The sequence below is a fragment of the Actinocatenispora rupis genome, assembly GCF_016861975.1.
Taxonomy (GTDB): Bacteria; Actinomycetota; Actinomycetes; order Mycobacteriales; family Micromonosporaceae; genus Actinocatenispora; species Actinocatenispora rupis.
In genome coordinates this window covers 213,989-230,505 of sequence record NZ_BOMB01000021.1, presented here as the reverse complement: position 1 = coordinate 230,505, position 16,517 = coordinate 213,989, and the positions used below count along the sequence as shown (strand labels likewise).

Genomic DNA, 16,517 nt, shown 5'->3' with positions numbered 1-16,517 from the left:
GGATGACACCGCAGGAACCGACGCACGTACCGGATCCGACCGCGGCCCTGGACGCCACCGGCGGGTACGACCTGGCGACGTTCTCGCTGTCGGACACCGTACGGTGCGGCCGGGACCTGCGGCACGCCGCGCGCGGCGCTCCGGACCTCCACTCGGCCGCTCAGGCGGTCGTCGACTACCTGGTCAAGGCGCTGCACGGCGGGGACGACGGGGAGCCGAGCTGCGCGCTGGCCCGGTTGTTCCTGACCGAACCGGCCGGCGACGCCGACGCGCCCGACCGGTACCTGGGGTTGGCCGGGACCGCCGGGGACGTACCGGACCTGGCGCTCGACCGGTACCGGCGGATCCCGCTGGCCGACGTCGCCGCCGGCCGTACCGCGCCACTGGTCGCCGCGCTGCTGCGGGAGCTGGGACTGGATCCGGCCGGCATCCTCACCGGCGTCGGGTTGCCGTCGTGGTTCGGGGTGTTGCACGTGCCGGACCCGGCCGGCAGCCCGGTCGTCGCCGAGCAGGCGTTCGTCGCGGACCACCGGGTACGGTCCATCGTCGGCTTCGGCGGCGCGCTGACCGGTGCCGACTTCTTCGCCGTCCTGCTGTTCAGCCGTACGCCGGTGACCGCGCAGACCGCCGAACTGTTCCACAGCATCGCGGTGAACGTACAGCTCGGGTTGCTGGAGCACGCGCCGGTGGACGAGCCGACCGGGCGGGTGGAGCGCCGGCTGGCGTGGGAGCGGCTGGTCGGCGCGATGGAGTCGACGCTGACGGAACAGGCGCTGCGGCTGGAGTCCAGCGTCACCGACCTGAGCCGTACCCGGGACCGGCTGGTCACCTCGCAGCACCGGCTCACCGCCGAGGCCGAACTCGTCGAGACGCTCTACTCGGTCGGCTCCAAGCTGTCCGCCGTGCTCGACCTCAACACCCTCGTCCAGTACGCGACGGATGCGGTGACGCGGCTGGTGGGCGCGGCGTTCGGGTCGTTCTTCTACAACGTGACCGACGAGAACGGCGAGTCGTACCTGCTGTACGCGCTGTCCGGGGTGCCGCGGGACCGGTTCGAGCGGTTCCCGATGCCGCGCAACACGCAGGTGTTCGGGCCGACGTTCGACGGCACCGCGGTCGTGCGCTCCGCCGACATCCGCACCGACCCCCGGTACGGGCACAACCCGCCGTACACGGGGACGCCGCCGGGGCACCTGCCGGTGGTGAGCTACCTGGCGGTGCCGGTGATCAGCCCGACCGGCGTGGTGATCGGCGGCTTCTTCCTCGGCGACCCGGAGCCGGGCCGGTTCTCCGACCGGCACGAACGGATCGCCGTCGGGATCGCCGCGCAGACCGCGATCGCCATGGACAACGCCGGCCTGTACCGCCAGCAGCGGCACGCCGCGGCCGAACTCCAGCGCAGCCTGCTACCCACCCTGCCGGTACTGCCCGGCATGACGCTCACCTCCCGGTACCTGCCCGCGACCCGCGGGTACCAGGTGGGCGGGGACTGGGTGGACGTGATCCCGCTGCCGGCCGGGCGTACCGCGCTGGTGGTGGGGGACGTGATGGGCAAGGGGATGAAGGCCGCGGCGGTGATGGGGCAGCTGCGCACCGCGGTCCGGGCGTACGCGGGGCTCGACCTGCCCCCGGCCGAGGTGCTGCGCCGGCTCGACACGCTGCTCGGCCAGCTGCCCGTCCCGCAGCTCGCCACCTGCGTGTACGCGGTGCACGACCCGCTCGCCGACACGCTGTCCGTGGCCAGCGCCGGACACGTACCGCCGGCGGTACTCGGCGGCGACGGCACCGTCCGGTACGTGGACGACCGGTTGGGCCCGCCGCTGGGTGTCGGCTCGCGGCCGTTCGTGCAGCGGCGGGTGCCGTTCGGCGCGGGCGCGGCGCTGCTGCTGTTCACCGACGGGCTGATCGAACGGCGCGGGCAGGACATCGTCGACGGGCTGTCCCGGCTCGCCGCGCAGCTCGCCGTACCGGCGGACAGCGACGAGCGGCTCGTCGACCGGCTCGTCGCCGCCGCCGAACAGTCCGACGACACGGCCGTACTGCTCGCGCGGTGGCGGCCGACGACACCCCGGCGTACGGCGGCGTGCCGGCTGGCGCCGAGCCCCGGGTCCGCGCGGGCCGCGCGCCGGTTCGTGGCGGACACGCTGCGCGCCTGGGACGTACCGGAGGATCTGGTGGCGGACGCGGTGGCGGTCGCCGACGAGCTGGTCGTCAACGCGGTCCGGCACGCCGGTACGGACGCGCGGCTGCGGGTGCACCGGGCGGACGGCCGGATCCAGGTGGACGTGGCCGACCACGATCCGCGGCTGCCGCGCCGGATCCCGACCGGCCCGTACGACGAGGGGCACCGCGGCCTGCAGATCGTCGAATCGTTGAGCCACCGGTGGGGCGTCCGCGCCACCGAGGACGGCAAACTGGTCTGGGCCGAGCTGCGGCCCGCGGCGACGGGAGCGGCACCATGACCTCCACGTACTCCGGCGACGGCGCCGGGCTCACGTTCCGCACCGGCGACCTGCCGGACGGGCTCCGGCTCGCGGTGGGCGGCGAGATCGACTTCCAGTCCGCGCACGTACTCCGGGCCCGGGCGGCGGGGCCGGCCGCCGACCCCGCCCTGGCCCGCCTGGTACTCGACCTGACGGACGTGACGTTCTGCGACTCCAGCGGACTGGGCGCGCTGATCGCGCTGCACAAGACGCGCGCGGCGGCGGGCGGCCGGCTGGAGCTGGCACACGTACCGGCACCGCTGCGTCACCTGCTGCGCATCACCAACCTGGACGAGGTATTCACGCTGATCGATGAGCCCGTGTAACACGGTCCTTCGGTCAGCGAACTATCCGGGTGTGAGGCTCCTCCGTTCGGCCGATGCCGCAGGTACGTCCGGTGGACCCCGGGGACGGCGATGACCGCCGGGGCGTGGGTGCTCGCCGCCGTCGGCACGCTGATCCTGCTGCGGCTGCTCGTACCGGCGCTGGTCCGGCCGCGGCCGGCGCGGGATCCGGGGCCGGGCCTGCCCGCCGTCTCGGTGCTGGTCCGGGCCGGCGCCGACGAGCCCGCCACCCTCGCCGCCGCGGTCCGGTCGATCACCACCGGCCGGTACCCGTGGGTCGAGGTGATCGTGCTGGCGCCCGGGCACGCGGCGGACGACCTGGCCCGACCGGACGTGACCGTACTGACCGGGGTGGACGTGGACGCCGGGGTGGCCGCCGCGCACGCCGACGTGGTGGTGGGTACCGACGGGCACACCGCGTTCGGCCCGGACACGCTCGGCCGGCTGGTGCATCCGCTCGGCGACCCGGAGGTCGGTGCGGTGTGCGGCGCCCCGGCCGTACCGGACGGGCCCGGGTACCGGCTGCGCCGCGTGGACGACGCGGTGCTGGCGCTCGACCGGCGCGGCCACGACGCGCTCGGCTGGCTGCCGACCACGCCGGGCACGCTCGTCGCGTACCGGAAGGCGGCACTGACGGACGCGGCGGGCGCGGATCCGTTGCTGTCGCTGGCCCGTACGGGGTGGCGCGTGGAGTACCTGCCGGACGTGGGGGCGACGACCCGGCCCCCGGCCACCGCCGCGGGACATCTCGCCGACCACCGGCGGTACTGGCGGCGCAGCCTGCGCGCCGTCCGCCAGTTGCGCCCGGGGGCGGCGGGCGGCGCGGCCCGGCGTACGGCCGGCTACCTGGTACTGGTCTGGCTGGTGACGCTCGCCGCGCCGGTCGCCGACGTGTGCGCCGCGTACGGGCTGCTCACCGCGGACCCGGTGGTACTGCTGGGCTGGGCCGCGCTGCTCGTGGCCGAGTCGGCGCTGCTCGCGCGGGCGCTGCGGCCGGCGTGGCTGCTCCCGCCGTACGTGCTGGCCCGCCGCTGGCTGGTCGTCCTCGCCCTGCTCTGCCCCGCGCACCGGAGGCGCGCCGAGGAACCGATTCGCTACTTGACATAGCGCGTCAAGTACTTGACGATCACTGTCATGACCACCCGGGACCTGCCGGGCCGGGACGAGCTGCGCGACCAGCTCGTCCGGCTCGTCGACGCGCGCCTGCTCGACCCGCTGGAGATCCTGCTCGACGACACCGCCGTACGGGTCGCCCGGCGCGCGGCGCACCGCGGCGCCGACGACTGGGCCGGCACGCTGCTCGGCGCCGACCCGGCCGCCGCGACCATGACCGCCGCCCGCCTCGTCGCCGCGCTGTACCCCGGCGACACCGCGTTCGACCCGCCGCTCGACTGGTGGGCCACCCCGCTCGGCCGGGTCGTCGCGCACCGCGTCGGCCACCCCGGCGCCACCGCCGTGTCGTACGCGGTGGCCGGGGCGATGCTCGGCGTCACCCGGCAGGGCGTCCACGACCTCGTCACCCGGCACAAGCTCGACCGGCACCCCGACGGCGGCGTGCGTACCGACTCGGTGCGCGACCGCCTCCACCAGCTCTCCGGAAGGACGACATGATCGCGTACGACGACGACGGTGGCGCCGGCCGCCCCGTCCTGCTGCTGCACGGCGCCGGCGGCAACCTGGCCGACTGGGAGCCGCTGCGCACCCGGCTCACCGGGTACCGGACGGTGGCGGTGGACCTGCGCGGCCACGGCGCCTCCCCCGACGGCCCCACGAACCCGGGCCCGGCGGACGGCTGGCCGGACGACGGGCCGGCGGCGTGGAGTTTCGGGGCGGCGTGCGACGACCTGACCGAACTGGCCGGCGCGCTGGACCTGCGCTCCCCCGCCGTGGTCGGCATGTCGCTCGGCGGGCTCGTCGCGCTGCACTGGGCGGCCCGTACGCCGGGGTGTGCGGGGATCGTCAACCTGGACGGCCACCCGACGCCGACCCGTACCGAGCAGGTGCCGGGGTTGGACCCGGCCCGCGCCGAGGCGCTCCTCGGCGAGCTGAACGGCATGTTCGCCGCGCTCGCCGACGGCGCCCCCGAGGTACTGCCGGACGGGATGCTGGCGCAGCTGGAGGAGCAGCGCCGGCAGGTGGCCGAGGCGTACGGACTGCCGGCGGGGCCGTTGCTCGCCGCGCTGCACCGCAACGTCGACACCCGGGACGGCCGGACGCGGCTGCGGCCGGGCCCGGCGACCGTGCGCGCGCTGCGTACGGTGCTGGCCGAGGCCGACCCGTACCCGCTGTACGCCGGGCTGTCGTGCCCCGCGCTGGTGCTGTCCGCGACGCGGGACCTGCCGGAGCAGCAGGCGTTCGCGGAGCTGAGCGCCGCATACCGGGAGTACGTGGCGTGGCGGCTCGCGGCCCTGCCGGCCGTACGGTCGGTGTGGGTGGACGCCAACCACGCGATGCTCTGGCAGCGCCCGGACGAGGTCACCGCGCTCGTCGCCGACTTCCTCGCCACCCTGCCGGACTGACGATCGGCCGCCTCCCCCGAACCGCCGGCGCGGCCGACGCCGACGCCCGGTGCCGTCAATGCCGCCGGCGCGCCGGCTGGCCGTCCATTGTGGAGGGTCAGCCGGCGGCGCGGAGGGCGGCGCGTTCGGCCCGGCGTTCGGCGGCGAGGGCCGGATCGAGCACCGGCACCGCGGCGATCAGTTCCCGGGTGTAGGTCTGCTGCGGGTCGGTGTAGACGGTCTCCGCGTCGGCGAGTTCGACGAGCCGGCCGTGGTGCATGACCGCCACCCGGTCCGACACCTGGCGTACGACGGCGAGGTCGTGCGCGACGAACACCAGCGTCAGGTCCAACTCGGCGCGCAGCTCGGCGAGCAGTTCGATGACCTGGGCCTGGGTGGACACGTCGAGCGCGGACACCGGCTCGTCGCAGACGACCAGCCGCGGCGAGCGGACCAGCGCGCGGGCGATGCCGATCCGCTGCCGCTGCCCGCCGGAGAACTCGTGCGGGTAGGCGTCGTACCGGTCCGGGTCGAGGCCGACCCGGGACAGCCAGTCGCGGACCGTGTCGCGGATCCGCCGCTCGTCCCGGATTCCGGCCGCGCGCAACGGATCCGCGACGCTCTCCCCCACCGTACGGCGGGGGTTGAGCGCGGAGATCGGGTCCTGGAACACCATCTGCAGGTCCCGCCGGTACGGTGCGAGCCGCCGGTCCGGGAGCTGCCCGATGTCGGTGCCGTCGAACTCGACCCGGCCGCCGGTCGGCCGCAGCAGCCGCACCATCATCCGGGCCAGCGTGGTCTTGCCGGACCCCGACTCCCCCACCACACCAAGGGTTTCGCCCCGGCGTACGTCGAGGGTGACGCCGTCGACCGCGGCCACCGTACGCCGCCGGCCCGGCAGCAGGCCGTGCCCCGCCGGGAAGTCCTGCCGCACGTCGACCAGGCGTACCAGGGGATCCGGGGTGGTGGGGCGGTCGGCGAGGGACAGCTGCCGGGGCGCGTCGATGCGCGGGACCGCGGCGAGCAGGTCCCGAGTGTACGGGTGCTCGGGCGCGGCGAGCACCCGGCCGACCGGGCCGCGTTCGACGGAACGGCCGTGCTGCATGACGAGGACGTCGTCGACGGTGCCGGCGATCACCCCGAGGTCGTGCGTGACGAGCAGCAGCGCCATGCCGGTCTCGGCCCGCAGCTGGTGCAGCAGGTCCAGGATCTGCGCCTGTACGGTCACGTCCAGCGCGGTCGTCGGCTCGTCGGCGATGAGCAGCCGCGGCTCGCAGGCCAGCGCCATCGCGATCAGCGCGCGCTGCCGCTGCCCGCCCGAGAACTGGTGCGGGAAGTCGCCGGCGCGCCGCGCCGCATCCGGGATGCCGACGTGGTCGAGCACCTCGATCGCCCGCGAGCGCGCCGCCTGCTTCGTGGCGCCGGTGTGCAGCCGGTATACCTCGGCGATCTGGCTACCGACGCTGAAGTACGGGTCGAGCGCGGACATCGGGTCCTGGAACACCATCGCGGCGGTCGCCCCGCGCAGCCGGCGTACCTGCTCGGGGGTGGCGGCGGTGACCTCGGTGCCGGCGACCGTGATCCGGCCGGACACCCGGGCGCCGGTGCCGTGGTGCAGGCCCAGCAACGCGAGCGCGGTGGCGCTCTTGCCCGACCCGGACTCGCCCACGATCCCGAGCGCCGCGCCGGGTGCCAGCTCGAACGACAGCCCGTCGACCGCTCGTACGCCAGGGAACTCGATGGACAGGTCGGCCACCGAGACCACCGGGGTGTCCACAGTGGACTCCGTACCGACGGCGGCCGATGTCTTCCCGGTACTCATGCCAGGGCCACCCTTCGGTCGGCCACCGAGTAGAGGACGTCGGCGGCCGCGTTCGCGACGACGATGACGGCGCCGGCCAGCAGCGTCACCCCGACGACCACCGGCAGGTCGATGTTGCGTACCGAGGAGACGAGGAGCTGGCCGAGACCGGGCAGGCCGAACAGGCTCTCCGTCAGCGTCGTACCGGTCAGCGAGGTGGCCAGGTCGATCGTGCCGATCGTGATGAGCGGGGTGAGCGCGCCGCGCAGCGCATGCCGCCCGATCACCCGCCGCTCCGGCAGCCCGTACGCCCGGAACGTGCGGATGTGGTCCTCCGACAGGGTTTCCAGCATCGACGTACGCGTCAGCCGGGTGTACACGGCGGCCGAGACGACCGACAGCGCCACCCAGGGCAGGATCAGGTTCTGCGCCCACAGCAACGGATTCACCGTCAGCGCCTGGTATCCGGGGAACGGCAGCCAGCGCAGGTACACGCAGAACACGATGAGCAGCAGCAGGCCCACCAGGAACACCGGCGTCGAGTTGCCGGCCAGGGTCAGGCCGGTCGCGATCCGGTCCACCGCGCGCCCGCGACGCAGCGCGGACAGTACGCCGAGGGCGACGCCGACGGTCACCCAGATCACGAACCCGCCCACGATCAGCGACAGCGACACCGGCAGCCGGTCCAGCAGCAGCCCCGTCACCGGCTCCCCCGTCTGGTACGAGTAGCCCAGGCACGGCGCCGCGCAGTGGATCACCTCCGGCCCGCCGGAGTACGTGCGGCCGGCCACGATGCCGACCAGGAAGTGCCAGTACTGCAACCAGATGGGTTGGTCGAGCCCCAGCCCGACCTCGATCCGGTGCAGCTGGTCGGCCTGGCAGGTCTTGGGACCGCAGACGAGCTGCGCCGGGTTTCCGGGCAGCGCGTAGAAGATGAGGTAGACGACGGCGGACAGCACCAGCAGCACCACGAGCGCGCCGAGCACCCGCTTGAGAAGGTAACGCGCCACGGCTACTCCGCCCTGCGGGAAAGGTTGGTACTGCGGGGATCCAGCGCGTTGCGCAGGCCGTCGCCGAGCAGCGTGAAGGACAGTACGGTGACGAACAGCAGGACGCCGGGCACGAACACGTACATCGGGTCGCCGCCGAACCAGGTGGTGGCCGCCGACAGCATCTGCCCCCACGACGGGGTCGGCGGGTTGATGCCCACCCCGAGGAACGACAGGCCGGCCTCGGCGATGATGTTGCCGGGCACCATGAGCGCCGCGTACGTGATGACGGGGGCGGCGAGGCCGGGCAGGATCTCCCGGCGCGCCAACCGGAACCCGCCGCCGCCGGCGAGCCGCGCGGCCGCCACGTAGTCCCGGGTCTTGAGGGTCAGGGCCTGGCCGCGGGCGATCCGGGCCGTGCCCGCCCACCCGAACAGCGCCAGTACGAGGACCAGCAGCACCGGCCGCGGGAACGACTGCGGCACGATACCGAGCAGCGCGATCGAGAAGATCAGCGACGGGAACGCGAGGATCAGGTCCGTGAAGCGGGACAGTACGCCGTCGGCGATGCGGCCGGCGAGACCCGCGGTGAGGCCGACCGCGAGGCCGATCAGCAGTTGCAGCACGGTCGCGCTGATCGCCACGGCGAGCGAGACGCGCGCGCCGTACACGACGCGGGCGAACAGGTCCCGGCCGGTCTGCGGCTCCACGCCCAGCCAGTGCGCGCCGCCGATCCCGCCGAGATCACCGGTCGGTACGCCGCCGCGCGCGGAGTTCAGCAGGGTGTCGTGGTAGGTGGTGTAGTCCTGGCCCTCGATCGCGGTCAGCAGCGGTGCCGCGACGGCGACCAGGATGAGCAGGACCACCACGGCAAGGCCGACCATGGCGGCGCGTTCCCGGCGCAGCTTGCGCCAGACCGCACGGGCACCGGTACTGGCCGGAACCGGTGCGGGCGGCCCGATCTCGTCGGCCGCGAGGGCCTCGGTCGTCACGTTTCCTTCTCCACGTTCGGATCGCGGCGCGCCGTACCATCCACAGTGGACAGTACGGCGCGCCCGGACGGCACCCGGCCCGGTGCCGCGTCGGATCGTCCGGCTACTTGACGGACACCTGCGACACGTCGTACACGCCGGTCCAGTCGCTGACCCAGGCGTTCTTGACGTTCTTGCCGAACAGGGCGAGGTTCTTGCCGTGGTAGAGCGGCACGTACCACGCCTGCTTGCCCATCGACGCGTCGAGCGCGCCCCACGCCTTCGCCGCCTGCGCCGGGTCGGTGATCCCGTTGATCTTGTCGATCTCGGCGTTGACGGCCTTGTCGTTCACCATCGCGGTGTTGAAGTTGCCGCCGGACGGGATGATCTGCCGCCCGTCGAACAGCGGGATCAGGAACGGCCCGCCGCTCGGCCAGTCCGCACCCCAGCCGGCGACCGCGAGCTGCGGCTGCGTCTTCGGGTTGTTGAGCTGGTCGTAGAACGAGTTGCTGTCCACAGTGGACAGCTTGACCGTGATGCCGGCCTTCTTCAGCGCGTCCTGCAGCGCGGTCGCCACCTCCGGGCCGCTCGGGTCGGCCGCGGCGTTGTTGTGCGCCAGGGTGACCGTCAGCCCGTGCGGGTAGCCCGCCTGGGCCAGCAGCTGCTTCGCCTTCGCCGGGTTGCCGCTCTTGCCGGCCGGGAAGTAGTCGTACGCCTGGTAGCCCATCGACTTCTGCGCCGGCAGGAACGTCGTCGCCGGGTACGCCAGCGAACTGCCGCCCACCGCGTTGATCACCGAGTTCCGGTTCACCGCGTACGAGAACGCCTCGCGTACCTGCGGCTTGTCGAACGGCGCCTTCGTCGTGTCGTACGTCAGGTAGTACGTGTACGGGAAGTTGCCCTTCGCCACCCGCTTCGCCAGCTCCGGGTTGCTGTTCAGCTGGGACAGCTGCGCCGGGCCGAGATCGGTGTCGGTGGTGACCGCGTTCGCGTCGTCGCCGCTGCCGGCGGCGAGCCGCTGGTTGATCACGTCGGGGTTCAGCCCCGAGGTCACGTCGACCACGTCCGGGCACGCCAGCCGCTCCGGGTCGACCTTGCGCGACCAGTTCGTGTTGCGCTCCAGTACCAGACTCTTGTTCTTCTGGTACGACTTGATCTTGTACGGGCCGCTCGACACCGGGTGCTTCTCGTAGTCCACCCCGGTGTCCTTCGCCTTCGGCACCGGCGCGAACTGCGTCGCCGTCGCCAGGTACGGGAAGTCGCCGTGCGGACTGTTCAGGTGGAACACGATCGTCGTGGTGTTCGGCGTCTCGATCGCCGCCAGGTCACGAGACTTCGCGTCCCCCTTGTACGGCCCGGCGTAGTTCTTCGCGCCGACCAGCCAGTCCCGCAGGTACGCGGCGCCGCCCGGCAGGTCCGGCGAGAACGACCGCTCGATCCCGTACTTGACGTCCTGGCTCGTGATCGCCGTGCCGTCCTCGAACTTCACCCCGGCGCGCAGGTGGTACGTCCAGGTCTTCGCGTTGTCCGACGGCGTACCGGTGTCGGTGGCGAGGTCCGGCACCACCTTCGCACCCGCGGCGCCCGCCTCCCGGTTCCGCGTCGTCAACGTACGGAACAGCAGCGACGGGATGTTGCCGCCGCCCGAGGTGTAGATCCGGGCCGGGTCCAGGTGCGTGATGTCCTTCTGGTTCAACACCTTCAGCGTGCCGCCCTGGCACGTCTTCGGGTCGAACGCGGTGGTGGACGTGCCGCTGCCGCTCTGGCCGCACGCGGCGAGCGTGCCCGCCAGCAGCGCGCCGGCGCCGACCAGCACGACGGTCTTTCTGATCACGAGGGCTCCTCGAAACGCCGGAGGGGTACCGGCACACGACAGCGCGCGCCGGCCGACGTACCACCGAGGAGGCGCCTCGGCTGGCACGACTCTAAGCCAGCGACATCGCGGGGAAAAGGGGTGAGAACCACACAGAATGCCGTCCCGGCCCGGACGACCGCACAGCGAGGGACGAAGTCGGGTCGCGTTTCAGCGACAGTGCACGTCGGCGACGCTGTGCTCGTGCACGGCGAGCAGCGCCAGCTCGTAGCCGACCCGGAGGTGTGTCCCCATGACCGGGAAACTATCCGGCCAGTTCGTCCACCGTCAACATGACGCCGTTCGCATCACACCCCCGCCGACCAGCACGGGGATCCGGCACGGACGGCCCGGTGGGGGGTGGGCGACGGTGTGCCGCGGTCTGCCGCGCGGCGGGATCCGGCCGCGTGATGCGTGTGGGTAGCCAGAGCACGCCCTGCACACCTGGGCGCGTCACCGCACCCTCGCGTCACCGGCCGAGTGATGCACGGGTAGGCAGAGCACGCTCCGCACGCCCCACGCATCGCCGCGCCGTCGCGGCACCGGAAGACGTTGGTACACAAGCGAAAGCGGCGGAGCCGGGTCGGGTCAGGGCGGCGACACGTCGAGCCGCGCCAGCAACCACTCCGCGTACTCCGGGCCGAGGCGGTCGGGGCGGGTCAGCACCAGGTACCAGAGGGTGCCGAAGACGAGGTCGGCGGCGAGTTCGGGGTCGGCGGCGGGCAGTTCCCGGCGTACGAGGGTGGTCAGGGTGGCGCGGCGGCGGTCCAGGAAGTCGGTGCGGAACCGCGCGGCGAAGCCGGGGTCGAGCTGCGCCTCGGCCATCAGCCCGCTGAGCACCGGCACGTACTCCGGGGCCACGGTGAACGTCGCGCGCAGGAACGTGGCGAGGTCGTCGGCGGGGATCTCCAGGTCGGCCTGCGCACCGATCGCCTCCAGTACGACGTCGGCCTTGGTGTGCCACCAGCGGTAGACGGTCTGCCGTCCGACGCCGGCGCGGCGGGCGATCCCGTCGATGGTGAGCCGGCCGTACCCGTGCTCGACGAGCAGGTCGCGGGCGGCGCGGTGGATGGCGGCGCGGACGTTCTCGTCCCGGGGCCGGCCCCGCTTCTTCTCCATGCCAGCCAGTTTACGAGACAGCCTGACTCGTATATATTACGAGACATGATGTCTCAGAAAGAAGCTCTCGAAGGTCGCTCCGTCCTCGTCGTCGGCGGCAGCTCCGGCATCGGGCTCGCCGTCGCCCGCGCCGCCCACGCGGCCGGCGCCGACGTCACCGTGACCGGCCGGAACGAGGCGCGGCTGCGCGCCGCCGGCGACGGCATCACCTGGCACGTCGCCGACATCACCGACCGCACCGCGCTCGCCGCCGCCGTACCGGAACGGCTCGACCACCTCGTCCTCGCCGCCGGGGACAGCGCGGGGATCGGCCCCGTCGCCGGCCTCGACCTCGCCGGGGTCCGCGCCGGCCTGGAGACCAAGGCCATCGGGTACCTGACGGCGGTGCAGGTGGCGCTGCCCGCGTTCGGTGACGGGGGCTCGATCACCCTGGTCGGTGCGGCCAGCGCCCGGCACCCCGCACCCGGTGCCGCCGGCCTCGCGCTGATCAACGGCGCCGTCGAGGCCGTCGTACCGAGCCTCGCGGCGGAACTCGCGCCGGTCCGCGTCAACGCGGTCTCCCCCGGCGTCGTCGACACCGACTGGTGGTCCGGGTTCGGGCCGGAGGCCCGCGCCGCCACCTTCGAGCAGTACGGGAGGACGGTCGCGGTCGGCCGGGTGGGTCGCGCCGAGGAGGTCGCCGCCGCCGTACTCTCCTTGGCCACCAACGGTTTCGTCACCGGCGCGGTGCTCGCCGTCGACGGTGGGCCGACCGGTGCCTGAGGTACTCGTCACCGGCGCGACCGCCGGCGTCGGCCGCCACCTCGCCGTACGCCTGGGCCAGGCCGGCGCCACCGTCCTCGTGCACGGCCGGGATCCGGCGAAGGTCGCCGACACCGCCCGCGCCGTACGGTCCACCGGGGGCACCGCCCGGGAGTACGTGGCGGACCTGTCGGTCCTCGCCGAGGTCCGCGCGCTCGCCGCGCGCATCGACTCGCTCGACGTGCTCGTCAACAACGCCGGCGTCGGCGGGCTGCACCGGCGGCAGCTGTCCGCCGACGGGTACGAGATGCACTGGGCGGTGAACTACCTGGCGCCCGTCGCGCTCACCCGCGGACTGCTGGACGTGTTGCGGCGCAACGGATCCGCCCGCATCGTCAACGTCGGATCGGCCGGCCAGGCGCCGCCGGACCCGGACGACCCGCGACTGGACGCCGGGTACGACCCACAGCTGGCGTACGCGCGGAGCAAGCTGGCGCTCGCGGCCTGGACGTTCGACCTGGCGGAGTCGCTGGCCGGCACTGGCGTCACCGCGACCGTGCTGCATCCCGCGACGTACATGGACACCGCGATGGTCCGCGCCGCCGGCATCACCCCACTGTCCACAGTGGACGAAGGCACCGCCGCGGTACTCCGGCTCGCCACCGACCCCGCCCTCGCCGGCGTCACCGGCCGGTACTACGACGGCACCCGCGAGGCGCGCGCCCACCCGCTCGCGTACGACCCGGGGTTCCGGGCGCGGCTGGCCGCCGCAACCGACCGCCAGCTCTCCTGTTGAACAAGTGCACAATTGAACAAGTGCACAATTGGACAATCGATTTGTGCACTCGACCCCCTCGCACCGAGCACCGCCGCGGCCCGGAAACCCCATCACCGCAACGCCTCACCCGCCATCACCCCGTCCCGCCCGGTCCACGGCAACCCGCCGGCCGGACGGTACGGGTGCCGGCACGGACGCTGACAGGCAGTACGGGCCGCTGCGGGCCGGTCAGGCGTTGTGGAGGCCGCCGTCGACGTACAGGGTCTGGCCCGTGACGTACCCGGCGTCGTCGGAGGCCAGGAACGCGATGACCGCGGCGATCTCGGCCGGCTGCGCGACCCGGCCGAGGGGGATGTGCTCCGCCACCGCGCGCCCGTGGTCCGCCGGGCTCATCCCCAGCCGCTCGGCCGTCGCCGCGGTCATCGGCGTCTCGACGTACCCGGGGGCGACGGCGTTGACGGTGATGCCGTAGCGCGCCAGTTCGATCGCGAGCGTCGCGGTCAGGCCCTGCACGCCGGCCTTCGCCGCGGAGTAGTTGGCCTGGCCGCGGTTGCCGAGCGCGGACACGCTGCTCAGGTTCACGATCCGGCCGTACCGCGCGGCGACCATGTGCCGCTGCACCGCGCGACTGACCAGGTACGCGCCCTTGAGGTTGACGTCGAGCACGGTGTCCCAGTCGTCCTCGGTCAGCTTGTGGATCAGGTTGTCCCGGGTCACGCCGGCGTTGTTGACGAGGACGTCGATCCGCCCGTACGCCCCGGCAACGGCGTCCACCCCCGCGGCCACCGACACCGCGTCCGCCACGTCCACCCGGAACCCGTCGGCCCGCCGCCCGGACGCCCGGATCGCCGTCACCGTCTCCTCGGTACGTTCCTCGGTCAGGTCCAGGACCGCCACCGCGGCACCGTCCGCCGCCAGCCGCCGGGCCGTGGCCGCACCGATCCCCCGGCCGGCACCGGTCACCACCGCCACCCGATCGGCGAACCTGTCCACAGTGGACCCCCTCGGCGTCGCTACCCATCGGTAAGGTAGGCACGGCGGGACAGCCGCGTCAATCGACCCGCGGAGGATGCCGGTGCGGACGGGACTGAGCGGAAAGACGGCGCTGGTGACGGGTGCGTCGCGGGGCATCGGGCGGGCGGTCGCCGGCGCGCTCGCCGCCGAGGGCTGCCACGTCGTCCTCGTCTCCCGCCGGCAGGAGGCCCTGGACGAGGTCGCCGCCGAGCTGGGCGCGGCGTACCCGGAGAGCCGGTTCCTGCCGTACGCGGCGCACGTCGGTGAACCGGACGCGGCGCGGGCCTGCGTCGCCGCGGCCGTGGACACGTTCGGCGCGGTGGACGTGCTGGTCAACAATGCCGGCACCAACCCGTACTTCGGGCCCATGGTCGACCTCGACGTGCCGCGCGCGGAGAAGACCGTGCAGGTCAACCAGCTCTCGGTGGTGCTGTGGACGCAGGCGGTGTGGCACGCGTCGATGGCCGACCGGGGCGGCGCGATCGTCAACCTCGCGTCCCTCGGCGGCATGCTCACCGAGCCCGGCATCGGGTACTACAACGCGACGAAGGCCGCGGTCATCCACCTCACCCGGCAGTTCGCCGCCGAACTCGCGCCCCGGGTACGGGTGAACGCGATCGCACCCGGCGTCGTCCGTACGAAACTGGCCAGGGCACTCTGGGAACCGCACGAGGCGGCGCTGTCCGCGGCGCTGCCGCTCGGCCGGATCGGCGAACCCGACGACATCGCGTCCGCGGCCGTGTTCCTTGCCGGGGACGGCGCGTCCTGGCTGACCGGGCAGACCCTCGTCGTCGACGGCGGCGCGGCCGTCCGACCCGCGCTCACCGGCGGCTGACGCCCCCGCCGGCCGGTAGGGTGCGAACCGGCCACCGAACGAAAGGTGTGCGGATGGACGCGCGACCGGCGGGTGCCGTACCGGGGCTGGACCCGGCGCAGCTCCGGGCGTACCTGGTGGACCGGTTGGACGGGCCGGTCGGCGAGCTGCGCGCCGAGGTCATCGCCGGCGGCCGCTCCAACCTCACGTACCGGGTGACCGACGGGACCTCCCGCTGGGTACTGCGCCGGCCGCCGCTCGGCCACGTGCTGCCGACCGCGCACGACATGGGCCGCGAGTACCGGGTGATCTCGGCGCTGGGGGCGACGGCGGTGCCGGTACCGGAGGCGCTGCTGCTGTGCACCGACGAGACCGTGCTCGGCGCGCCGTTCTACCTGATGGCCGAGGTGCCCGGGGTCGTGCTGCGAACCGCCGCCGACTACGCGGGCGTCGACCGGGCCGGGATGGCGCGCGCCGCGCGGCTGCTGGTCGACACGCTCGTGACGCTGCACGGCATCGAGCCGGACACGGTGGGGTTGGGCGACTTCGGCCGCCCCGCCGGCTACCTGACCCGCCAGGTCGAGCGGTGGTACCGGCAGTGGGGCGGGTCGGCGACCCGGGTGCTGCCCGCGCTCGACGAGCTGCACGACCGGCTCGCCGCCGCCGTCCCGGACACCCCGCGGTACGGGATCGTGCACGGCGACTACCGCCTCGACAACCTCATGTACGACCCGGACCTCACCCGCGTCACCGCCGTACTCGACTGGGAGATGGCCACCACCGGCGATCCGCTCGCCGACGTCGGACTGCTCGTCGTCTACACCGACCTGGCCCGGCACGGCCTCGGCACCGCCGCCGAACCACCGCCCGCGTCGCTCGGCTTCCCCACCGGCGCCGAGCTGCGCACCGCGTACGCCGACGCGCGCGGCATCCGGCTCCACCGCCTCGACTGGTACGTCGGCCTCGGGTACTACAAGCTCGCGATCATCTCCGAAGGCATCCACGCGCGCTACCTGGCCGGCGAGACCGTCGGCGCCGACTTCGACGCGATCGGCGCGCGCGTACCGGACCTCGTCGACCTCGGCCTGACCGCCCTGTCCGGACCGCACTGAG

Annotated in this window: 16 protein-coding genes; 9 read left to right on the top strand and 7 right to left on the bottom strand. The window is 73.6% G+C overall.

Going from position 1 to position 16,517, the window contains the following annotated elements; genetic code table 11:
* Positions 1 to 2 precede the first annotated feature (2 nt).
* The 5 genes from Aru02nite_RS19000 to Aru02nite_RS18980 all read left to right on the top strand — a co-directional run bounded on the left by Aru02nite_RS19000 (position 3) and on the right by Aru02nite_RS18980 (position 5,346).
* Positions 3 to 2,462 carry an ATP-binding SpoIIE family protein phosphatase gene (locus Aru02nite_RS19000; RefSeq protein WP_203659464.1) on the top strand — a complete coding sequence of 820 codons (2,460 nt, stop codon included), beginning with the start codon at positions 3 to 5 and terminating at the stop codon, positions 2,460 to 2,462.
* Positions 2,459 to 2,809 carry an STAS domain-containing protein gene (locus tag Aru02nite_RS18995; RefSeq protein WP_203659462.1) on the top strand — a complete coding sequence of 117 codons (351 nt, stop codon included), beginning with the start codon at positions 2,459 to 2,461 and terminating at the stop codon, positions 2,807 to 2,809. Before Aru02nite_RS19000 ends, Aru02nite_RS18995 begins: the two co-directional genes overlap by 4 nt.
* A gap of 90 nt (positions 2,810 to 2,899) precedes the next feature.
* Positions 2,900 to 3,934: a glycosyltransferase family 2 protein gene (locus tag Aru02nite_RS18990; protein WP_203659460.1), complete on the top strand. Its 1,035-nt coding sequence runs from the start codon at positions 2,900 to 2,902 to the stop codon at positions 3,932 to 3,934.
* Between the two features lie 27 nt (positions 3,935 to 3,961).
* The gene (locus Aru02nite_RS18985) at positions 3,962 to 4,438 is read left to right on the top strand and encodes a hypothetical protein (RefSeq protein ID WP_203659458.1); all 477 of its coding nucleotides are present in this window, start codon (positions 3,962 to 3,964) and stop codon (positions 4,436 to 4,438) included.
* Positions 4,435 to 5,346, top strand: coding sequence for an alpha/beta fold hydrolase (locus tag Aru02nite_RS18980; protein WP_203659456.1), 912 nt, complete (start codon positions 4,435 to 4,437; stop codon positions 5,344 to 5,346). Before Aru02nite_RS18985 ends, Aru02nite_RS18980 begins: the two co-directional genes overlap by 4 nt.
* A 97-nt stretch (positions 5,347 to 5,443) precedes the next feature.
* Here the strand turns inward: Aru02nite_RS18980 and Aru02nite_RS18975 are convergent, their stop codons facing one another.
* The 6 genes from Aru02nite_RS18975 to Aru02nite_RS18955 form a co-directional block, all read right to left on the bottom strand.
* Positions 5,444 to 7,147 carry an ABC transporter ATP-binding protein gene (locus Aru02nite_RS18975; RefSeq protein WP_203659454.1) on the bottom strand — a complete coding sequence of 568 codons (1,704 nt, stop codon included), beginning with the start codon at positions 7,145 to 7,147 and terminating at the stop codon, positions 5,444 to 5,446.
* Positions 7,144 to 8,136 (bottom strand): ABC transporter permease, encoded by a 993-nt coding sequence (locus Aru02nite_RS18970; RefSeq protein ID WP_203659452.1) that lies wholly within the window; start codon positions 8,134 to 8,136, stop codon positions 7,144 to 7,146. The genes Aru02nite_RS18975 and Aru02nite_RS18970 overlap by 4 nt, the downstream gene beginning before the upstream one ends.
* 2 nt (positions 8,137 to 8,138) lie before the next feature.
* Positions 8,139 to 9,107: an ABC transporter permease gene (locus Aru02nite_RS18965; RefSeq protein ID WP_239076788.1), complete on the bottom strand. Its 969-nt coding sequence runs from the start codon at positions 9,105 to 9,107 to the stop codon at positions 8,139 to 8,141.
* A 103-nt stretch (positions 9,108 to 9,210) separates the two neighbouring features.
* Positions 9,211 to 10,920 carry an ABC transporter substrate-binding protein gene (locus Aru02nite_RS18960; protein WP_239076787.1) on the bottom strand — a complete coding sequence of 570 codons (1,710 nt, stop codon included), beginning with the start codon at positions 10,918 to 10,920 and terminating at the stop codon, positions 9,211 to 9,213.
* Between the two features lie 189 nt (positions 10,921 to 11,109).
* Entirely contained in the window at positions 11,110 to 11,193 is an 84-nt protein-coding gene (locus tag Aru02nite_RS37605; RefSeq protein WP_373324915.1) for an Ms4533A family Cys-rich leader peptide, read from the bottom strand.
* 333 nt (positions 11,194 to 11,526) lie between these two features.
* Positions 11,527 to 12,057 (bottom strand): TetR/AcrR family transcriptional regulator, encoded by a 531-nt coding sequence (locus Aru02nite_RS18955; RefSeq protein WP_203659450.1) that lies wholly within the window; start codon positions 12,055 to 12,057, stop codon positions 11,527 to 11,529.
* 45 nt (positions 12,058 to 12,102) lie between these two features.
* Between Aru02nite_RS18955 and Aru02nite_RS18950 the strand changes: the two genes are divergently transcribed.
* A complete protein-coding gene (locus tag Aru02nite_RS18950; protein ID WP_239076786.1) occupies positions 12,103 to 12,819 on the top strand; it encodes an SDR family oxidoreductase in 717 nt (238 codons plus the stop codon).
* Positions 12,812 to 13,594: an SDR family NAD(P)-dependent oxidoreductase gene (locus Aru02nite_RS18945; protein WP_203659448.1), complete on the top strand. Its 783-nt coding sequence runs from the start codon at positions 12,812 to 12,814 to the stop codon at positions 13,592 to 13,594. The genes Aru02nite_RS18950 and Aru02nite_RS18945 overlap by 8 nt, the downstream gene beginning before the upstream one ends.
* Before the next feature lie 210 nt (positions 13,595 to 13,804).
* On the opposite strand, the gene fabG is transcribed toward Aru02nite_RS18945, so the two are convergent.
* The gene (fabG, locus tag Aru02nite_RS18940; RefSeq protein WP_239076785.1) at positions 13,805 to 14,569 is read right to left on the bottom strand and encodes a 3-oxoacyl-ACP reductase FabG; all 765 of its coding nucleotides are present in this window, start codon (positions 14,567 to 14,569) and stop codon (positions 13,805 to 13,807) included.
* Between the two features lie 82 nt (positions 14,570 to 14,651).
* Here fabG and Aru02nite_RS18935 point away from each other — a divergent pair, with 82 nt between their 5' ends.
* Positions 14,652 to 15,425: an SDR family oxidoreductase gene (locus Aru02nite_RS18935; RefSeq protein ID WP_239076784.1), complete on the top strand. Its 774-nt coding sequence runs from the start codon at positions 14,652 to 14,654 to the stop codon at positions 15,423 to 15,425.
* Positions 15,426 to 15,478: 53 nt separating this feature from the next.
* Positions 15,479 to 16,516, top strand: coding sequence for a phosphotransferase family protein (locus Aru02nite_RS18930; protein WP_203659442.1), 1,038 nt, complete (start codon positions 15,479 to 15,481; stop codon positions 16,514 to 16,516).
* The last annotated feature ends 1 nt before the right edge of the window (position 16,517 follow it).